Raw genomic sequence first — 19,821 nt, 5'->3', positions numbered from 1 at the left:
ATATATTCAAATCTTATGGATTGCCTGTGTAGAGATTTGTAAAGATAAGTTGAGTCAAACTATAAAGATGTTTTTATTGAATAAATAAATGTTTAACATATGTGGTTAAATGTTAAATTTATTCAACGTTGTAATTTTTTTAATCTTTTTGCGTCATATAAGCAGGATCTAAAATCGAAGAGTTCTATTTGCAACTAGAAATAAAATAAACTGCTAGTATTTTCCATACTGTGAAGTTGGAGTAATATTAATAAATTTCACTAACAAACAATCTATGAGATTACATTGTCTTTATTCGAAAAACAGAAAATGGGTTCTGTTTCTGTGGTTATTTTTCCTTTTTTTACTACCGTCTGTATCGTATGCTCAGAATTATAAAATAAGCGGAACAGTGATAGATGTGCAAACAAAGGAAACATTGGTAGGAGTACCTATTATTATAAAAGAGCGTTCTGCAAGTGGCGTTGCCTCAGACGAGAATGGTAAATATAGCCTGACCTTACCTAAGGGAGATTATACTCTGTATATAGATTACATGGGATTTGAGAAAAAACAGATGAAAATTTCTCTGACTAAAAATATTCGACAAGATATTGAACTTCGTCAATCATCAATAGGGCTTAACGAGGTTGTGGTTGCTGCAGAGCGTCCCGATGCTAATGTGTCTGCACCTCAGACAGGTATTCAAAGGATGGAAATAAAGGAGATAAATAAGTTGCCGGTTTTGTTAGGCGAACGGGATATCATCAAAACAATTCAGCTTATGCCCGGTGTTCAGGGAGCTGGAGAAGGTAGCTCCGGATTTTATGTTCGTGGAGGTAGTGCCGACCAAAATCTTATCTTACTCGATAATGTCTCACTCTATAATGCTTCGCATTTAATGGGTTTTTTCTCTACATTCAATTCGGAGGTCTTGCGAGATGTAACTCTTTACAAAGGAGCTATGCCTTCACAGTATGGAGAGCGTCTGGCTTCGGTTCTCGATGTGCAGCAACGCAATGGAGATAATCGGAAATATCATGTAGGCGGGGGTATTGGTCTTATTTCTTCCAATATAAATGCCGAAGGGCCTATTCAAAAAGGGAAGTCTTCGTTTTTGATAGGAGCAAGGCGTACCTATGCCGATGCTGTAGCACGCCTTTCGGGAGTGAAGGATGCTCAGAATGCATATCTTTATTTCTATGACTTGAATATGAAGTTGAATTTCGCTTTATCGGATAAAGATCAACTGTCTATATCCGGCTATCTGGGAAAAGATAAAATGGTGCTGAAAGATGCTGCTGAAACTAATTGGGGGAATTCTTTTCTTGCTGCCAATTGGAGTCGGACAATAAATAATAAATGGATTTCTAAAACCTCACTAGCTTATAATCAATATGATTATTATTTCGGGATGGAAATAGGAATGGATCTTAAGGGAGAAGCAAAAATTAAGGATTATAATCTGAAACAAGAATTTATTTTCCAGCCAAATAAGAAAAGTGAATGGCGTTTTGGGCTTAGTGTAGCACATCATGATATGGCTCCGGGCGATTATGATCTCAACTCTGAGCAACAGAATAGAATCCGCTTACATCACCGCTATTCTCTCGAAAATGGAGTATATGCGTCTAATCAGCTGAAAATAAATGACAATCTTGAGGTTATATACGGTCTGAGAATGTCGGCTTTTATGGCTTTAGGCAAAGGTGAATATTATACACTGGATGCTGATAGGAATGTAACAGACAGTGCATGGTATAATTCAGGTAAGGTGGTGAAGACGTACTTAAACTTAGAACCACGTGTCTCTGCTGCTTACAAACTTAATGATGTATCTTCTATCAAGGCTGCTTATGCCCGTACCGTGCAAAATATGCACTTGTTGTCGTATTCGGCTCAAGGCACACCTTTCGACCGATGGGCTTCCAGCTCAAATAATATAAAACCCGAACTGGCCGATCAGGTTTCGCTTGGTTATTTTAGGAACTTTTCGGATAATATGTTCGAATTCAGTATCGAAGGGTATTATAAGGATATGAAGAATCAACTCGATTTTAAAGATGGTGCCGATATAGAAGGGTATGATGTTATCGAAACAGAATTGCTGTCAGGTAAAGGCCGTGCATACGGAGTAGAGCTTACTCTAAAGAAAAAAACAGGAAGGTTTACAGGCTGGATCGGATATACCTTAGCCAAGTCTGAAAAAAAGATAGATGGTATAAACGAAAACAAATGGTACAATGCGTTTCAGGACAGAACACACGATATATCTATTGTCGGCATGTATGAACTGAATGCGAAATGGAGCTTATCAGCTGCTTGGGTTTATTATACAGGAAATGCAATAACGTATCCTAGTGGCAAATATCAGATAAACGGAAAAGATGTGATGTATTATGCCGAAAGAAATGGCTATCGTATGCCTGCCTATCATCGTCTCGATTTAGGTGCAACATGTTTGTTGAAGAAGACATCTAAGTTTCAGTCTGAACTGGTATTTAGTCTCTATAACGCTTATGGGCGGGAAAACGCATATATGATACAATTCCGAACCAACAGTAAAGATCCTAGCAAAACTACTGCTTATCAATATTCATTATTCAAATTTGTACCATCGATTTCTTGGAACTTCAAATTCTAAATTGCAGAGCTTTCAGAGATCAATAGTGTTATTATTAAAAACTAAAAGAAATATGAATAAGTTTATAAAAATATATATACAGATAATATTGGCTGTACTACTCGTACCTGTTTTTACTTCTTGCGAAAAGGAGATTGATGTCGATCTGCGTTCTATACCTCCTCGCATACAGATTGAAGGCATTGTGAAGCAAAATCAGTTGGCCACAGTAAGAATTAGTCAGACAGTCGATTTCGATGATAATAGCGGTTACCCTTTCTTGAAAGGTGCTATTGTAACCATATCTGATGATACAGGTAACTCAGAGGTGTTGACACAAGATGCAACAGGATGGTATATGTCGGAAAATATAAAAGGAGAAGAAGGTCGAACTTATCATATGTCTGTGGTATATGATGGAAAAGAATATACTTCTACGTCTAAGATGCCACCGCATGTAGAGCTCGATTCGTTGTCTATGTACAAAATGCCCGTAATGGATTATGCTTTTCCTATGATACATTTTAAAGACCCGAAAGGTACAACCAATCAGTATTATAGAGCATTGTTATTTATTAATGGAAAGCAACACCCCGATGTCAATGAGTTTGTGTTGAGTGCCGAGTTTATGGATGGCGATGTATTTCATCAATTTCTTCCTGTGTTTATTAATGATGACGATGTAGATCCTATAAAACAGGGAGATGAACTCACTATCGAATTTCAGTGTCTGGATAAAGGAGCATATACATTCTTTTATACTTTGAGTAGAATAGAAGAAGCGCAAGTCAATCCTACTTCTAATATTTCGAATGGTGCATTAGGATATTTTAGTGCATGTACAGCTCAACAAAAAAGTATAATTGCCGAATGGGAAGAATAAAACAACATTATTTATAATGTTCTACAGGTCGGTGGTTTTTATCTATCGGCCTGTTCTGTTTCTATTATGAGCAGAATATAATATAAATAGTTAATCAGTGACTTCTAACTATTGATGAATTATTGTCAACTCATAACTTTTCATTATATTTGTCCTCAATTTTTCAAGCACGTTTTATACGCATTATGAACAAGCAATTTTCAGAATACAATAGATTTAATTTGTCTGATATCAACAAAGAGATATTAGAAAAATGGGATAAAGAAAATATATTCCAACAGAGTCTGGATGTACGTGCCGGAGCACCGTCTTTCGTTTTCTACGAAGGTCCTCCTTCTGCAAATGGCATGCCCGGTATTCACCATGTAATGGCACGTGCTGTAAAAGATATTTTCTGCCGCTACAAAACAATGAAAGGTTATCTTGTCAACCGTAAGGCAGGATGGGATACACACGGGCTCCCTGTAGAACTAGCTGTTGAGAAAAAACTGGGAATTACAAAAGAAGATATAGGTAAGAAAATTTCGGTAGACGAATATAATGATGCCTGTCGAAAAGAAGTTATGAAATATACCGGAGAGTGGGAGAATCTTACTCGTATTATGGGATACTGGGTGGATATGAACGACCCGTATATAACTTATGATAGCCGATATATAGAAACACTTTGGTTTTTGCTGAAAGAGTTGTATAAAAAGGGATACCTATACAAAGGATATACTATACAGCCTTATTCTCCTGCTGCAGGTACGGGACTTAGTACTCATGAACTGAATCAGCCCGGAGCGTATAGAGATGTAAAAGATACCACTTGTGTGGCTCAGTTCAAGATAAAAAATCCGAAAGAAGAAATGACTCAGTTTGGGGACGCTTTCTTCTTGGCATGGACTACTACGCCTTGGACATTGCCTTCTAATACGGCATTGGCTGTGGGCGCTGATATTACCTATGTAGCTGTACAAACATACAATCCATATACAACAAAGCCCGTAACTGTGGTTATGGCTAAATCTCTTTTCTTTAGCATGTTTAACGAAAAAGCTAAAGACATAGCTTTGGAAGACTATAAAGAAGGGGATAAGCTATTTCCTTACAAGATAGTAGGGGAGTGGCAAGGCAAAGACTTGGTAGGTATGGAATACGAACAACTGATACCATGGATGAATCCCGGAGAAGGGGCATTCAAGGTTGTTGCCGGTGATTTTGTGACTACTGAGGATGGTACGGGGATAGTACATATAGCACCTACCTTTGGTGCAGACGATGCCAAAGTTGCCAAAGCAAATGGAGTACCGGCTTTATTGCTTAAAGATAAGGATGATAATATCCGTCCGATGGTAGATCTTACAGGAAAATATTTCCGTATAGAAGATATGAATCCTGAGTATGTAAAGGAGAATGTTAATATAGATCTATATAAGGAATATGCAGGCCGTTATGTGAAAAATGAATATGACGACACTTTGCCTGCTGACGCAAATACATTGGATATAGATATAAGCGTGATGCTGAAACTTGCTAACAAAGCATTTAAAATAGAGCGTCATGTGCACAACTATCCTCATTGCTGGCGTACCGATAAACCTGTATTATACTATCCTTTGGATAGTTGGTTTATACGAACTACAGCTACTCGTGAGCGATTGATGGAATTGAATGCTACAATCAACTGGAAACCTCAGTCCACTGGTACAGGCCGTTTTGGTAAGTGGCTTGAAAATTTGCAGGATTGGAATCTGAGCCGTAGCCGTTATTGGGGAACACCGCTTCCTATATGGCGTACCGAAGATGGTAAAGAAGAAAAATGTATTGGTTCGGTAAAAGAACTTTACGAAGAAATGCAAAAGGCTGTTGAGGCCGGCTTTATGAAAGAAATACCTTGGAGTGATTTCGAAATAGGTAATTTGGATAAGGCAAACTATGAAAAAATAGATCTTCATCGTCCGTATGTAGACAATATAATACTTGTTTCCGAGTCGGGTAAACCAATGAATCGTGAAACCGACCTTATAGATGTATGGTTCGATTCGGGAGCTATGCCTTTTGCTCAGGTATTTTATCCTAATATAAGTGAAGAAGAATTTTCGAAAGTATATCCTGCCGATTTTATAGCAGAAGGGGTTGATCAGACGCGAGGCTGGTTCTTTACTCTGCATGCTATATCTACAATGTTCAGAGATAGCATAGCTTTCAAAAATGTAATATCTAACGGCTTGGTATTGGATAAGAACGGAATGAAGATGTCGAAACGCTTAGGCAATGCTGTCGATCCATTTTCTACTATCGAAAAATATGGTTCCGATCCATTACGCTGGTATATGATAACCAACGCATCGCCTTGGGATAATCTGAAATTTGATATAGAAGGAGTAGAAGAAGTACGTCGCAAGTTTTTCGGAACGCTTTACAATACATATTCGTTCTTTGCACTGTATGCTAATGTCGATAAATTTACATTTGCCGAAGAGCAAATACCTGTTTGCGACAGACCGGAAATAGATCGTTGGATAATATCGCTTCTCAACACATTGGTAAAAGATGTTGATGAATATTATGAGTCATACGAACCTACAAAGGCCGGACGTGCCATATCTGATTTTGTAAATGACAATCTTAGTAACTGGTATGTACGCCTTAATCGGAAACGTTTCTGGGGTGGTGAAATGACAAAAGATAAATTGTCGGCATATCAAACGCTTTATGCTTGTCTCGAAACAGTAGCTAAACTAATGGCTCCTATATCACCGTTCTATGCCGATAAGCTTTTCTGCGATTTGGTTTCTGTAACAGGTAGAGCAAGTGTGCCATCTGTACATTTAACCGATTATCCTGTCTATGATGCTTTGGTAGTAGATAAACGCTTAGAGGGACGTATGCAAATAGCACAGGATATATCATCTGCTGTATTGGCCTTGCGTCGTAAAGAAAGCATAAAAGTACGTCAGCCATTGACGCAAATTATGATCCCGATACTCAATGATAATCAAAAAGAAGATATTGAGGCTGTACACGATCTTATACTAAACGAAGTAAACGTAAAGGATCTGAAATATGTAAGCAGTTCTGATGGCATATTCGTGAAAAAGGTGAAACCAGATTTCAAAAAATTAGGGCCTCGCTACGGGAAAATAATGAAACAGCTTGCTGCCGAAGTTCAGGCAATGTCTCAAGATGCAATAGCAGATATGGAGAATAGTGGAAGTTATACTTTCCAGATAGAGGGACAACCTGCTGTAGTAGAATTGGCAGATGTAGAGATTATATCACAGGATATACCCGGATGGTTAGTTGCCAATGCCGGGAATCTGACAGTTGCTCTGGATGTAACCATTACAGAAGCACTGAAAAAAGAAGGTATTGCCCGCGAACTGGTAAACCGTATACAAAATATTCGTAAGTCGAGCGGATTTGATATAACAGACCGTATTTTAATTAAGATATCTGATAAAGAACAAATACAAGAAGCTGTTGCTGAATACAATGGATATATAACATCGCAAGTGTTGGCTGATAGTATAGAGTTGACGGATGTGACAGATGGACAAGAAATAGATATGGATGACTATATTTTACAGGTATCTGTAGAGAAAGTCGGATAAAAGAACTATCTTTAAAAAAAGAAAATAATTAGTAAGATGTTTAACTTTTAACAAGTAAAGTTATGGCAGAAAAAACAAGATACACAGATGAGGAATTGAACGAATTTCGTGAGATTATACTCGAAAAGCTAAATAAAGCAAAGAAAGAATACGATGAGTTGAGAGCAGCTATAACAAATGCTGACGGTAATGATGTGACCGATACTTCGCCTACATTTAAGGTACTCGAAGAAGGAGCATCTACTCTCTCTAAAGAAGAGGCAGGACGCTTGGCTCAACGCCAGATGAAGTTCATTCAGAACTTACAGTCGGCGCTTATACGTATCGAAAATAAAACGTATGGTATTTGCCGCGAAACCGGTAAACTTATACCCAAGGAACGCCTTCGTGCAGTGCCTCATGCAACATTGAGTATCGAAGCGAAGAATAGCGGAGTAAAATAACTTTTAACAAAAAGATAAAAGCTATGAAGATGGAGAAAAGATAGATGTGTAAACTTCTGTTTTTTCTTCGTTTTCTTTGCGTAGGAAATATTTATGGACAATAAGAATCGCGGACTTATAGCAATATTGGTGATTGTACTGATTATAATTATAGATCAGGCATCTAAGATATGGGTAAAGACTCATATGTCTTTAGGAGAAATGATTGACATCACCAGCTGGTTTAAAATTTACTTTGTCGAAAATCCGGGAATGGCATTTGGTATGCAAATCGGAGGAGAAGGAAGCGGTTCGGCAGGGAAGTTATTTCTGTCACTATTCCGTATTGTTGCCATTTTCTTTATAGGTTATTATTTATATCTTTTGGTCAAAAAAGGATACTCGAAAGGCTATATCGCTTGTGTCTCTCTTATTTTGGCAGGAGCCTTTGGTAATATTATAGACAGTGTTTTCTACGGAGAAATATTCTCGGCCAGTTATCAGGGACATGTAGCTTCTTTTGTGTCGCTGGGAGAGGGTTATTCCAGTTGGCTGCACGGAAGAGTAGTAGATATGCTGTATTTCCCACTTTTCAACGGAACATTCCCGTCATGGTTTCCTGTGTGGGGAGGAGAGAACTTTATCTTTTTCAGCCCAATATTTAACATTGCCGATTCGGCTATAACTGTCGGTATTTTTATTCTACTTATTTTTTACCGTAAAACATTATCAGTATCTTTAGAAAAAGATAAAGCTTAGGTTTTATGCAACGTTTCACCATTTATATAGCTGTTGTTCTTTTGGTGGTTTTTGCTGCTTGTAGCAGAAGGCCAAGTTATGTGATACCGGAAGAGAAGATGGTCGATCTTTTGTGCGATATTCAATTGGCACAGGCTGTATATAATTCAGATAATCAATTTAGTTCCAATGAGAAAAAAGATGGGCTGGTTGAGGGTGTCCTCAAAAAGCACAAAGTAACGCAGGCTGATCTTGATTCATCTCTTTTGTGGTATGCTGATAACATTGCATATTATGAAGTTATTAATGATTCTGTTGCATCAAGGTTAAGAACAAGAAGCGATAGGATGGTTGCTTCCAGAAGCATCTCTTCTACATCCAGAAACTATTTGATCCCGCCTTTCTTTAAATTAGATACCTATATTCCGACAATGTATTTTGATATAGATTCGGTGAAGATTAAAGATTTGGATGCATCTAAATTTCATTTGAGTTTCAATACACAAGGTGTTAATTCGAAGCAGAATGTTGAAGCAGCAATTTATTTTACATATAGAGATACTCTTGTATATAAAACGATAGATATAGAGAAAGATAAAAGTTATATATTCTCTAAGCCTAACCTGCCTGATAGTTTGTTGAAAAGTATAACAGGGTATATTCATCTGAGAGATATTCCGAAAAATATTTCACAAAACGTATTGTTATATAATATTAATTATATGGATTCCCTTTCTCTAGATAAGGAAAATGGAGAAATATTTAGAGATTCGAATCAGAATACACCTAAGCGCATTCGAGGCAAAGAAGAGCCTGTTACTACAACAGAAGAGCCAGAGGCTGCCAAAGCAGACGAAGTGTCTTTTGGTACAGGCCGGAAAGCAAAATAGTTCGTATTCGCCTGCTATTTAAAAGCAATTACCTATGAAACGTTTTTATTCTCATTATACTTTTATATATCCTGATACTTACCTGAAAAATAATGTGGTAGAATTGGATAGTGAGAATAAAATTGTACGATACTTCCCTTTTTGTAGAGAGATAGAAAAGACTGAGTTCTATTCTGGATTGTTGATCTTTTATCCTGGTAATATTAATATTACCGAAAATCTGAAAACTCAGATATATTCTTATTTTGAGATATCAAAGAGAGAAACAGATACTAATATATTTGCATTCTATGAATGAGAAATTATCAGATATCGATCATTTGGTATCAATTGTGATGCCGGCTTATAATTCGGAAGAATATATTGCCGAATCCATGCAGTCTGTCTTTAGCCAAACTTATCAGAATTGGGAGCTGCTGGTTGTAGATGATGGTTCTACAGATAACACAGCCGATATTGTAAAAGATTTTTCTACAAGAGATAACAGAGTTAGATATTTCTATCAGAAGAATAGCGGACAACATATTGCACGTAACTTTGCGATAGAAGCTGCTAATGGAGATCTGATTGCATTTCTCGATAGCGATGATATTTGGTTCTCAGATAAGCTGGAAATTTCTATCCGCGAATTTGACTCTTACGATCAGGATTTGTTTTTTACAGGTGTTTACAAATTTTATCATTTATCCGATTTAAAATATCCCTCAACTTTAGAGTTGATGACGGTAAAGGATTCTGTCTACAAAGGGCAGGAAGCCTTAGATATATTTGTAGCCGGGAATCGAGTACCTATTTTGGCAACAATAGCTAAACGGGATGTTCTTCTTAAGGCTGGCGGATTTCCTCAGATTCGCATTGCCGAAGATTATTACCTTTGGCTGAAACTATTATTAGATGGCTCTGTTTTTCGTAGTATAAGTCAACCTCTGACTGCATATCGTTTAAGAGAAAACTCCCTTATGTCTGAGATTCCGAACGAAAGTAAAGAAGTTTTGGATATGTTTATATTGCTTTCTGAAGATTATCCTGAATTGAGGACAAATTATAGACGGCAGATAAAGCATTGGATAAGACAATTTATAAAATTCAGATTGAATAAAGATAATATAGGGGTTTTGGAAATGTATTTTTCCTACTTTAATCAATATACAGTGCTTACAAGATTTGTATTCTTATTTAAGAATGTATTAACTTTATCCTCTTTCAAGAAACTCTTGAAATCTGTATTATAATTTCTATTTATGAATAACTTAGTCTCTGTTATTATACCATGCTATAACTCTGCTACAACAGTAGGAGAAACTATCGACTCGGTATTGACTCAAACATATCCTAATATCGAAATAATACTTGTGAATGATGGTTCTCCAGATAATATGGATGAGGTTATTTCCTCTTATTTGAAGAAAGATAATATCAAATATGTTAAGCAAGAGAATAAAGGACTGTCTGGAGCGCGTAATAGTGGTGCAAAGTTAGCTCGAGGTAAATATTTTTTATTTTTAGATTCTGACGATTTAATAGATAGTACATATATCGAAAAGTGTGTTCATGTTTTTGACAATCAAGAGAACGTGAAGGTTGTATATTCAAATGGTTGGATGTTTGGTGCAGTGAACAAAAAATGGAAATTCACTGAATATAATTTTCGGGAATTGATGATGATGAATACTATCCATGCTTCAGCTATGATGCGTAGCGAAGATTTTATCAGGGTAGGAATGTATGATGAGAAGCTTAAGATATATGAGGATTGGAACCTTTGGATAAGTATTCTTAAAGAAGGAGGGGGAGTCGTTTTATTACCTGAATTGTTATTCTATTATCGTAAGCATGAAGATAAGTCTTCATTAACAGATTTAAGAGAGAAAAACCAGTCTTATGAGCGAGAGAACCGTCAACGGGTTTATGACAACCATAAAGATACTTATCTGAAAGAGTTTGGTACAGAGATAGATATGCTAGAGGAAATCTGTATTCAATATCGTAAAATAGAAAGGTATAAACGTAAAGCTTCAAAATGGTACCGTAGATTATTCCGCTTTTAATGGATCTGAGTATTACTCCTGTTCTTTGGAAAACTTTATCTATAAAGAGAACATCTTGTTTCGGGTGTTGTGAAAAGTAACAAAAAATAAAAAGGCGAAAATCTGTTACTTTCGTTACTTTTTAGTTAAAATTATATTCTACAGAATACACAAATTTTAGAAAGCCTATATATTTTTACTATAAATAAAAGAGAAAGATGAAGATAGTATTAGATTGTGAGCGAATGAAATATCCTTTTACAGGATTGAATACTTTTTGTAAGCAATTGGCAGCCGCTATGCGACAGACTGTGGATGAAAAAGATCAACTTTCTTTTTTTGTAGCTCCTAAAGATGAGGGCTTTCTTGGCAAAGACCAAACATATATAAAGCAACACTTTATAAATAAGGTAATTCCTATACAGATCAAAGATCTTGATATATGGCATTCTACTTATCAGCTATCTAAATATACAGGAGGCGGTAGAAATACTAAAAAAGTATTGACGGTTCACGATCTCAACTATTTGTACGAAAAATCGACAGCAAAGGACATAGAGCGATACCGAAGAAAGCATCAGCGTATTCTTGATCGTGCCGATCATATCGTTGCTATATCCGAATATGTGAAGAATGATATACTTCATCATCTGGATGTGAAAGGAAAGCCTGTGTCTGTTGTTCATAACGGATTTCAGGTAATAGGATACCCTGACTTTAATACTCCGACATATTCTCCTCAGCGTCCTTATATATTTGCTATGGGTACAGTGGTGAGAAAGAAGAACTTTCATGTGATTCCTGCTATTCTCAAGGATAATGACTATGAACTCATCATTGCAGGTTCTGTTTCAGACTATGCAGAGGTTATTAAAGATGAAGCAAAAAAGTATAATGTTGCGGATAGAGTTAAAATAATAGGGGCTGTATCAGATGAAGAAAAATATTGGTATCTTAAAAATATGGCTGCTTTTGTTTTTCCTTCTTTAGCCGAAGGTTTTGGCTTACCCGTTATGGAGGCAATGTATTTTGGCAAGCCTGTGTTTTTATCTACTCTTACTTCTCTGCCCGAAATAGGAGGAGAAGAGGCTTATTATTTCGAAAACTTTGATCCTGACTATATGACCGATGTATTTGAGAAGGGGATGTCTGACTTCAATGCTAATCAAGAAAAGAGAATACAGATTGAAGAACGTGCCCGTATGTTTAGCTGGGAAAAATGTGCACAGGGATATTATGATATATATACTCAACTTGTCAGATCTTAGGTTATGGATAACAGTGTAAGAAAACAATGTATAGTACTATTTCCTGTTTATAAATCAATTAGTGAAATAGAAATAAAATGTCTTGAGCAGGCTGTTATTATGACTGAGGGATTTACTAAAGTTTTTATAGCTCCAGATTCACTAATCTTGGATGATTCATTCGCTTCTTTATCCAATATTGATGTAATTAGGTTTTCTGATAAATATTTTGAAGGTATAGCAGGTTATAATGAGTTGATGTTATCTTTAGAATTCTATCAAAGATTTGAAGATTATGAATATATGCTGATTCATCAGACGGATGCTTATCTTTTTAAACCGGAACTTAGCTATTGGTGCTTGAAAGGCTATGATTATATAGGTGCTCCTTGGTTTAAACCTAAAAAGATACTAAAAACCAAGATATATAATTTCGCATTAAGGTTTTGTCCTTTTTTGTATACCGAAAGAGCAAAGAGAAGGCATAGTCTTTACAATAATGTAGGAAATGGAGGATTATCATTGAGAAGGATTAGTTCTTTTAAGCATATACTTGAAATTGTACCATCTATACTATTAGATAAATATAAGAGCAATGATGCTACAGACCATAATGAAGATGTATTCTGGGGTGTAGAAGCTCCTCGATTGAATAGGGCTTTCAAGAAACCTAATTGGAAAGAGGCTCTTAAGTTTTCTTTTGAGGAATGTCCCTCAATTGCTTATAAAATGAATAAGGAACAATTACCTTTTGGTTGTCATGCTTTTAATGTTCACGAAACCGATTTTTGGAAACAGTTTATATCTCCACTCAACTTGTAATCTAAGGCACAGGGTCATAGCCATGTCCTCCCCAAGGGTTACATCTGAGAATACGCCTCGTTGCTAACCAAAAACCTTTGAAAGGTCCGTACTTTTTAATTGCTTGTATGGCATATTCGGAACAGGTAGGTGTATAGCGGCACGATGGAGGTAACATGGGTGATATGCTATACTTATAGAAATAGACGGGAAGCAATAGCAACCATGATAAAGCCTTTTTCATATATTCCCTTCATTTATTTTTCCAACCAATATTGAAATAGATTTCAAAACTGCCTTTTCCATCTCTGTATATGTAGGTAGCTCGTTCTTCAAGTATAAGAATGCGATGTCTATTCTCTTATTTTTCTCTTGGAGAACCTCTTGTAATTCTTGTTTGTTCAATCTGTAAGATTCTCTAAACAACCGCTTTACTCGATTTCGCTTTACTGCTCTTTTAAACTTCTTCTTGGAAACACTAATGAGTACAGTTGCATTCTTATTTTTCTCATCAATCTCTTCTTCGATATAAAAAACAACCCTTAACGGATAAGCTATAAAAGACTCTCCCGAAGAAAAAAGTCTGTCTATCGACTTTGTCCTGCATAATTTTTCTTCTTTACTGAAAGTCTTTTTCTGAGATGATGTATCTGTATCCATTAGCTACGATTGATTTGGTAAAGGTAAGAAGATTTCTCTTTGAATACCATATTCTCTTTGAGTAGAATTTAAGTGATAATGCAATTTGTTTGATAAATGACTGATAATTAGTATTGTTGTTTGTAGTTTGTAAATGTTCTAAAAATAAGATCATTTATTTGTAACTAATTTTTTCTTTTTATCGTCATATATATGAAAGTATAATAAAACCGAAAAAATGAAAGTAGTAAATTTATTAATGTGTATAGTTATCTCTACGATAACATCAATGGCACAAGTTAAAATATCAGGGACAGTAATAAATGCAGATACGCATAGTGCTATAGAGTTTGTGAATATAGCATTGCTCACGCAGGACTCTGTATTTGTTTCAGGAACATCTTCAGATATTGAAGGTCTATTTGCTTTCAATACAATACAAGAGGGTAAATATCTTTTGTCAGGAGCATTTGTTGGTTACAAAAAAATGTATGTGCCGGTTTATGTTGCAAAAGAACCTGTCAATCTAGGAATTATTTCTATGGAGATGTCTGATGTTTCTCTCAAAGATGTAACAGTAACAGCGAATAGCATTGTCCAAAAATCGGATAGAAAGATTATTATTCCTTCCGAAGCACAGATAAAAGCATCAAACAGTGGTGTAACCTTACTACGCAATTTACAGTTGTCGCGTATAGTTATCAATCCGATAAATAATACTATATCTATTCCGGGAGGCGATGAAGTTCAATTACGGATAAATGGGGTGGAGGTGACTATAAATGAAATTGTAGCATTGCAACCGGCAAATATAATTCGTATAGAATACCATGACGAACCGGGAATGCGTTACGGGAATGCTGCCGCGGTAATCGATTATATAACCCGTCGAAAAGATTCAGGCGGAAATATATCTACAAATCTGACAAATGTATTAGCGAAAGCAGGAATTTCTGATAATTTTATGTCGGGAAAAGTGAATCATAAGAGATCCGAGTTTGGTGTAAATGCTTACTGGAGATATAGAGATATTGACTGGACAAGACAGAATAAAGAGACTTTTGTCTTTCCTGATAAAACACTGCTACGTGAAGAAATTGGAGAACCTACTAAGTTTAAAGAGAATAATTTGAATTTGTCTATGAACTACAATCTGAATGAAGCTGACAAATATCTGTTTAATGTAACTTTCCGTAACAATCTGGAAAAATATCCTAATAGCTTTACGGATAGAAAGAGTCTGATTTATTCGTCTGATAATCCAGATCCTCTTTCTATCAAAGATCATACTTATTCACGCTCCAATGCTTCTTCTCTGGATCTTTATTATCAGAAAAATCTGAAAAAAGACCAAATGTTGATATTCAATGTTGTGGGAACATATATAGACTCTAAAAACAGAAGAGAATATCAAGAATATAGAAACGATATATTAAATACTGATATTTTATCCAATATTGCAGGAGATAAATATTCCCTTATTGCAGAAGGTATTTATGAGAAGAAAATTGCAGAAAGTAAACTCTCGGCCGGAATGAAACATACCCAGAGTTATACAAATAATGTATATAGCGGCAATGTAGCAACAAGCTTAGGGCTCAATTTTGCAGAAACATATGCATATATAGAGTATCAGATGAGAAAGAGTAAGTTTAACTATACTTTCGGGCTGGGAACAATGCGCACCTACAATAGCCAAGGCGGAGAACACAATGAGAAGTATATTTTCCGTCCTACTTTACGTGTAAGCTATAATATAAACGATAATACATATGTGCGCTATAATGGATATATATCGGGTTATTCACCCTCGTTGTCCGATCTTAATAATGTAGAGCAGCCTATAGACTCTCTTCAAATACGTAGGGGGAATCCTAATCTGAATACGGTATGGTATTATACACATACTCTGAATGCAGGCTTCAATAAAGGTATTCTGGGTGCTGAGTTTTTTATGAGATACAGCTACGACCATAAACCTATAATGGAACAAGTTACTCTGGAGAATGGCAAATTTATTCGTACCAATGTCAATCAAAAAGGTTTCCATCGCCTCTATTTAGAGACCACATTTAAGGTGAAGCCGTTGAAAGATATTATAACACTAAGTGTTGCTCCCCGATTCAGTCGTTTCATTAGTCAAGGAGATGACTATACACATACTTTCAGTACATGGGGAGTGAGAGGCGCTCTTAATGTTACATACAAGAAGTGGTACTTTACGGCAGAAGGATATACCCGCTGGAAAAACTTCTGGGGAGAAGAATACATCAAAGGTGAAACATGGCATATGGTAATGCTGGGATACAATGCTAGTAAATGGAGTTTAGGTGTAGGCACATACAATCCTTTTATGAAGACGTACGACCAAAATATATACAATTATTCAAAATTGACACCAAATCAGTCGTATGTATTTACTGACAAGGCGGCAAAGCTACTTGTGGTGAGCTTTTCTCTTAATCTGAATTTCGGTCGTCAGTTTAAGGCCGGAGACAAGCGTCTTAATAATGATGATACAGACAGCGGTATAATGACCGGCTCTAAAAAATAAGTTTAATGAGAGATTAAGCTTAATATTGATTGTTTTTGTAAAATTGCCTCTATAAACAGCATGTTTGTAGAGGCAATGCTTTTTAAGGGATTATCGAGACTTTCTTAAAACATAAATTATGCCTACGATTTCCAATAAGAGAATAAACAATACAATGTTACTGGTATTTGGCATACCTATATATCTGAACAATAGAGACATTGCTATTGTAGTCAGAATGATCATAAAAGCCGCAATGTATTTCATCCTTAATGTTTTAAACTATTCTAGCATACTTATCAATTGTAATATTCCGGCATTTGAAGCACGCATAATATTGGCCTCCCTGTATTTGCCAAAATGATATTCTTTTGCTATTTGTTTATTCTTATATGTAGTACATATCCATACTGTTCCTACCGGCTTTGTTTCCGATCCCCCATCGGGGCCGGCAATTCCGGTAGTGGCTATGGAGCAATCTACATTCAGCACCTCTTGAACGCCCTTAGCCATTTCCATTGCGACAGCTTCGCTTACTGCTCCAAATCGGTCTAAAGAGTTTTGAGATACATGTAGTATGTTCGTTTTTACTTCATTGGCGTAAGAAACGATAGTTCCTTTAAAATAGTTAGATGATCCGGGAATGGAGGTTATCATATGTGCTATATTTCCGCCCGTACAACTTTCAGCTGTAGCCAACGTCAGACCTTTCTCAAATAGTCTTTCTCCTAATATCTTTTCAGGAGTAATATCTCTATCGGCAAGAATTGCTTCTCCAAGTAAACCATAGAGTTTTTTAGTTTCTTTCTCCAATGTCGCTAAGTGTTCTTCTCCTCTTACAAACAGGCGAAGCTTCATTAATCCCAATGAGGGTAGATATGCCAGCCCGAAACCTTCAGGCAGATTATCTTCCCAGTCGGCAATATACATGGCAAGAGCCGATTCGGTATATCCTTTTACTATAAAAATTCGTTTAAGGTATTCTTTCGGATCATATTTGTTCTTCAGCCGTGGGATAATTTCATTCTCCATTACATACCTCATTTCGTGAGGTACACCGGGCATAGATACCAAGACTTTATCTTCATAATCGAACCATGTGATAGGAGCAGTGCCAACTTCGTTTTGTATTACAGTACAGTCTTTAGGTACATATGCTTGATTACGTGTAAGCTCGTTTAGATTTGTAAAATTTGATATCACATTCTCTATATTACTAAGGACACTGTTATCAAAAATAAGAGAAGTCCCAAAATATTCGCAAAGGGTTTTCTTTGTTATATCGTCTTTTGTCGGGCCCAATCCTCCTGTCATCAATATAACGTCTACTCTCTGCGAAATATCGTCTATTGTATCTTTTATTTGTTTGGCATTATCGCCTATCGATTGTACTTCTTCTACTTCAAACCCCGCATCGGTAAGCTTTCCGGCCATCCACGCAGAATTGGTATCGACAATTTGACCTATAAGTATTTCATCGCCGATTGTAATTATTGCTGCTTTCATCTTTTATTTGGTAATCTATATTTGTAGCCCGTTTTTTGACTATCAAAGTTATAGTTTTTATACCTCTTATCTTATTTGTAATGGAAGTTTTTTTAATATCCGGTGACTAATAATCTTCTCGCTCCTTTTATTCCGCATTTTTGATACCTGTTATATGCCGCCGCCGCCGATTCTCGTGTTGCTGTCGCTGCTTCTCCTTTTATGTAACTGCTAATGGCATCGTGTAAGGTATATGCTTCGGGACTCATTAGGTGGGTAGACCATAATAGAGGATTTGTATCAGCTGATTTCAAATAAGAAGTAAAATATTGCTTGCTGTAGCATGCCAGTATGATGGCATCCCGCTTCTTACCGTCCGAGTTTTTGTATGTGTTTGGTAATGAAAAGTCCATCAGTCCATTGTGTCCTATATATGCCATAAGCTTAGCGTTGCCATCTATACCTATAGTATTCTTGCCAACCATTATAGTGTCTTTTTTGTTGCCGGAACACGAACGAAGAAAATCTTTGGTACATTCTTTTATATATCTACCATCGTAGGCATCGGCTACAAGGTAATAGTTCTTCTCTTTATGTTTGAAGATAATGCGTTCGAGGATGGTGCCATTTACTTTATATCTGCGTATTTCTTTCCATTCCGCGCTTTTTCTGAAATAAGTACGCACTCCGTATCCGCATCCCCAATATAAGTTAGAGTTCGGGTCTTGTCCGTTTCCTATTCCTTTCGGTACTTTTACTATCCCTTGATACTTGTTGTCGCAGAGTGCAACTTTTATATGGATTGTTTGCAACTCTTGTCCTACAAGAGGTATTAATAAATATAAAGCAATTAATAAGACAGTAATTTTTCTTTGCATAGTTTTCAAGCTTTTTATATATCCATAAATCAAGGAGACGACTATATTTAAAACAGCTGTATTCCTCAATTAGGTTAAAATCTGATTTTAACTAAAAAGTAACGAAAGTAACACATTTTCGGTATTTTGTTTTTTGTTACTTTTCTCTCTATCCGAAACAACGCATTCTCTTTATAGATAAAGTTTCGAAGTGTAGGTAATTACTTTTTATTCTGTATAAATCTGATTTTTTATATAAGTTCGTCTATCTTATTCTATAGAGTGAGGAAAGGCTGAGATTCCATATCGAAAAGATGAAAAATCAATTTTCGAACAGATAATACTGTATTAAGTCTTTAAATGCTTTTTTGTCAGACCCGTGTTTCGCTACTAGTTTGTTCCATTTGTCGGAAATAAATTCTATTTTATTCCCTTTGCTATCTTCATATATTATTTTGTCGAAGATATCTTTACTTAGTGATGCCGATTCTCCCTGATTGTTGCTAAACTGTTGATGTCCGAATATATCTACTTTATATTCTTCCTGATAATCTCTCACATCGCGATAGAGGTTTACCATCCAGATAAAGGCCTTTTTTTCATCATTGTCACAGTCAGTAAGAATCTCATTCCAATATTCCTTAGAATATGTTATTTCATTATTATAACTGTCTTTGTAAATACTGTTGCCAAATATATCTGTCTTTATTGTAATTTTTCCTTTTCGGGTATCTTTATATATCAGGCCATCGAAAGGGTCGCTGGTAATTCTTTTTCTATTGTATTCGTTATCTTTGAATAGAGGAGTACTAACTATCCTCTCTCTCATTTCCACTCTGTTTTCTGTACTTTCTTTATTTAAGAAAAATTCATTGAAAATACTCTTATCCATTGTAAGCATGCTACCATCGCTATCTTCGATACTTATATTACCGAATATATCTTCTTCTATTTTTCGAGAGTTTCCCTTATTATCTTCTATAATTTTATTTCCGAAAATATCCTCTTTAATTGTCTTTCTATTCCCTTTATTATCTTCTATGATCGTATTCCCGAAAATATCTTCTTTTATAGTTTCTCTGTTACCCTTGTTATCTT

At 35.9% G+C, this 19,821-nt stretch carries 17 protein-coding genes; 12 read left to right on the top strand and 5 right to left on the bottom strand.

Translation table 11 applies throughout. The features are described 5' to 3' along the window. The first annotated feature begins 274 nt into the window (after window positions 1-274). The 11 genes from BGC7_RS17200 to BGC7_RS17150 all read left to right on the top strand — a co-directional run bounded on the left by BGC7_RS17200 (window position 275) and on the right by BGC7_RS17150 (window position 13,230). On the top strand, window positions 275-2,623 hold the full coding sequence (locus tag BGC7_RS17200) for a TonB-dependent receptor (RefSeq protein WP_050702839.1): 2,349 nt from the start codon (window positions 275-277) through the stop codon (window positions 2,621-2,623). 52 nt (window positions 2,624-2,675) lie between these two features. Continuing rightward, window positions 2,676-3,485 (top strand): DUF4249 domain-containing protein, encoded by an 810-nt coding sequence (locus BGC7_RS17195; protein ID WP_050702840.1) that lies wholly within the window; start codon window positions 2,676-2,678, stop codon window positions 3,483-3,485. Window positions 3,486-3,670: 185 nt separating this feature from the next. Continuing rightward, on the top strand, window positions 3,671-7,084 hold the full coding sequence (gene ileS, locus BGC7_RS17190; RefSeq protein ID WP_050702838.1) for an isoleucine--tRNA ligase: 3,414 nt from the start codon (window positions 3,671-3,673) through the stop codon (window positions 7,082-7,084). A gap of 62 nt (window positions 7,085-7,146) precedes the next feature. Further along, complete coding sequence (locus BGC7_RS17185) at window positions 7,147-7,527, top strand: TraR/DksA family transcriptional regulator (RefSeq protein ID WP_050702837.1); 381 nt, start codon at window positions 7,147-7,149, stop codon at window positions 7,525-7,527. 93 nt (window positions 7,528-7,620) lie between these two features. Beyond that, window positions 7,621-8,265, top strand: a complete 645-nt coding sequence (locus tag BGC7_RS17180) for a lipoprotein signal peptidase (RefSeq protein WP_050702836.1) — start codon at window positions 7,621-7,623, stop codon at window positions 8,263-8,265. A 5-nt stretch (window positions 8,266-8,270) separates the two neighbouring features. Next, window positions 8,271-9,134: a DUF4296 domain-containing protein gene (locus BGC7_RS17175; RefSeq protein ID WP_082206821.1), complete on the top strand. Its 864-nt coding sequence runs from the start codon at window positions 8,271-8,273 to the stop codon at window positions 9,132-9,134. 34 nt (window positions 9,135-9,168) lie between these two features. Next, a complete protein-coding gene (locus BGC7_RS17170) occupies window positions 9,169-9,432 on the top strand; it encodes a hypothetical protein (RefSeq protein ID WP_050702835.1) in 264 nt (87 codons plus the stop codon). Then, window positions 9,425-10,366 (top strand): glycosyltransferase family 2 protein, encoded by a 942-nt coding sequence (locus BGC7_RS17165; RefSeq protein ID WP_050702834.1) that lies wholly within the window; start codon window positions 9,425-9,427, stop codon window positions 10,364-10,366. The genes BGC7_RS17170 and BGC7_RS17165 overlap by 8 nt, the downstream gene beginning before the upstream one ends. A 9-nt stretch (window positions 10,367-10,375) precedes the next feature. Further along, entirely contained in the window at window positions 10,376-11,182 is an 807-nt protein-coding gene (locus tag BGC7_RS17160; protein WP_050702833.1) for a glycosyltransferase family 2 protein, read from the top strand. A 197-nt stretch (window positions 11,183-11,379) separates the two neighbouring features. Continuing rightward, window positions 11,380-12,429, top strand: a complete 1,050-nt coding sequence (locus BGC7_RS17155) for a glycosyltransferase family 4 protein (RefSeq protein WP_050702832.1) — start codon at window positions 11,380-11,382, stop codon at window positions 12,427-12,429. A 3-nt stretch (window positions 12,430-12,432) separates the two neighbouring features. Beyond that, window positions 12,433-13,230, top strand: a complete 798-nt coding sequence (locus BGC7_RS17150; RefSeq protein ID WP_050702831.1) for a DUF5672 family protein — start codon at window positions 12,433-12,435, stop codon at window positions 13,228-13,230. A 1-nt stretch (window position 13,231) separates the two neighbouring features. Here the strand turns inward: BGC7_RS17150 and yidD are convergent, their stop codons facing one another. Then, entirely contained in the window at window positions 13,232-13,453 is a 222-nt protein-coding gene (gene yidD / locus BGC7_RS17750; protein WP_082206820.1) for a membrane protein insertion efficiency factor YidD, read from the bottom strand. Next, on the bottom strand, window positions 13,450-13,869 hold the full coding sequence (rnpA, locus tag BGC7_RS17145) for a ribonuclease P protein component (RefSeq protein ID WP_050702830.1): 420 nt from the start codon (window positions 13,867-13,869) through the stop codon (window positions 13,450-13,452). The genes yidD and rnpA overlap by 4 nt, the downstream gene beginning before the upstream one ends. A 217-nt stretch (window positions 13,870-14,086) precedes the next feature. On the opposite strand from rnpA, the gene BGC7_RS17140 reads away from it, so the two are divergent. Beyond that, window positions 14,087-16,402, top strand: coding sequence for a carboxypeptidase-like regulatory domain-containing protein (locus tag BGC7_RS17140; protein ID WP_050702829.1), 2,316 nt, complete (start codon window positions 14,087-14,089; stop codon window positions 16,400-16,402). 261 nt (window positions 16,403-16,663) lie between these two features. Here BGC7_RS17140 and BGC7_RS17135 read toward each other — a convergent pair whose 3' ends face one another. From BGC7_RS17135 to BGC7_RS17125, 3 genes are all read right to left on the bottom strand, one after another. Further along, the gene (locus tag BGC7_RS17135; protein ID WP_050702828.1) at window positions 16,664-17,887 is read right to left on the bottom strand and encodes a CinA family nicotinamide mononucleotide deamidase-related protein; all 1,224 of its coding nucleotides are present in this window, start codon (window positions 17,885-17,887) and stop codon (window positions 16,664-16,666) included. 92 nt (window positions 17,888-17,979) lie between these two features. Beyond that, on the bottom strand, window positions 17,980-18,744 hold the full coding sequence (locus tag BGC7_RS17130; protein ID WP_050702827.1) for a hypothetical protein: 765 nt from the start codon (window positions 18,742-18,744) through the stop codon (window positions 17,980-17,982). A 301-nt stretch (window positions 18,745-19,045) separates the two neighbouring features. Continuing rightward, window positions 19,046-19,821, bottom strand: a 776-nt coding sequence (locus BGC7_RS17125; RefSeq protein WP_050702826.1) for a hypothetical protein, incomplete at its 5' end; no start/stop codon positions are given.

It is taken from the genome of Dysgonomonas sp. BGC7, from assembly GCF_001261735.1.
Taxonomy (GTDB): domain Bacteria; phylum Bacteroidota; class Bacteroidia; order Bacteroidales; family Dysgonomonadaceae; genus Dysgonomonas.
The sequence above is the reverse complement of the archived record's forward strand: the minus strand, read 5'-3'. Positions and strand labels throughout refer to the sequence as shown.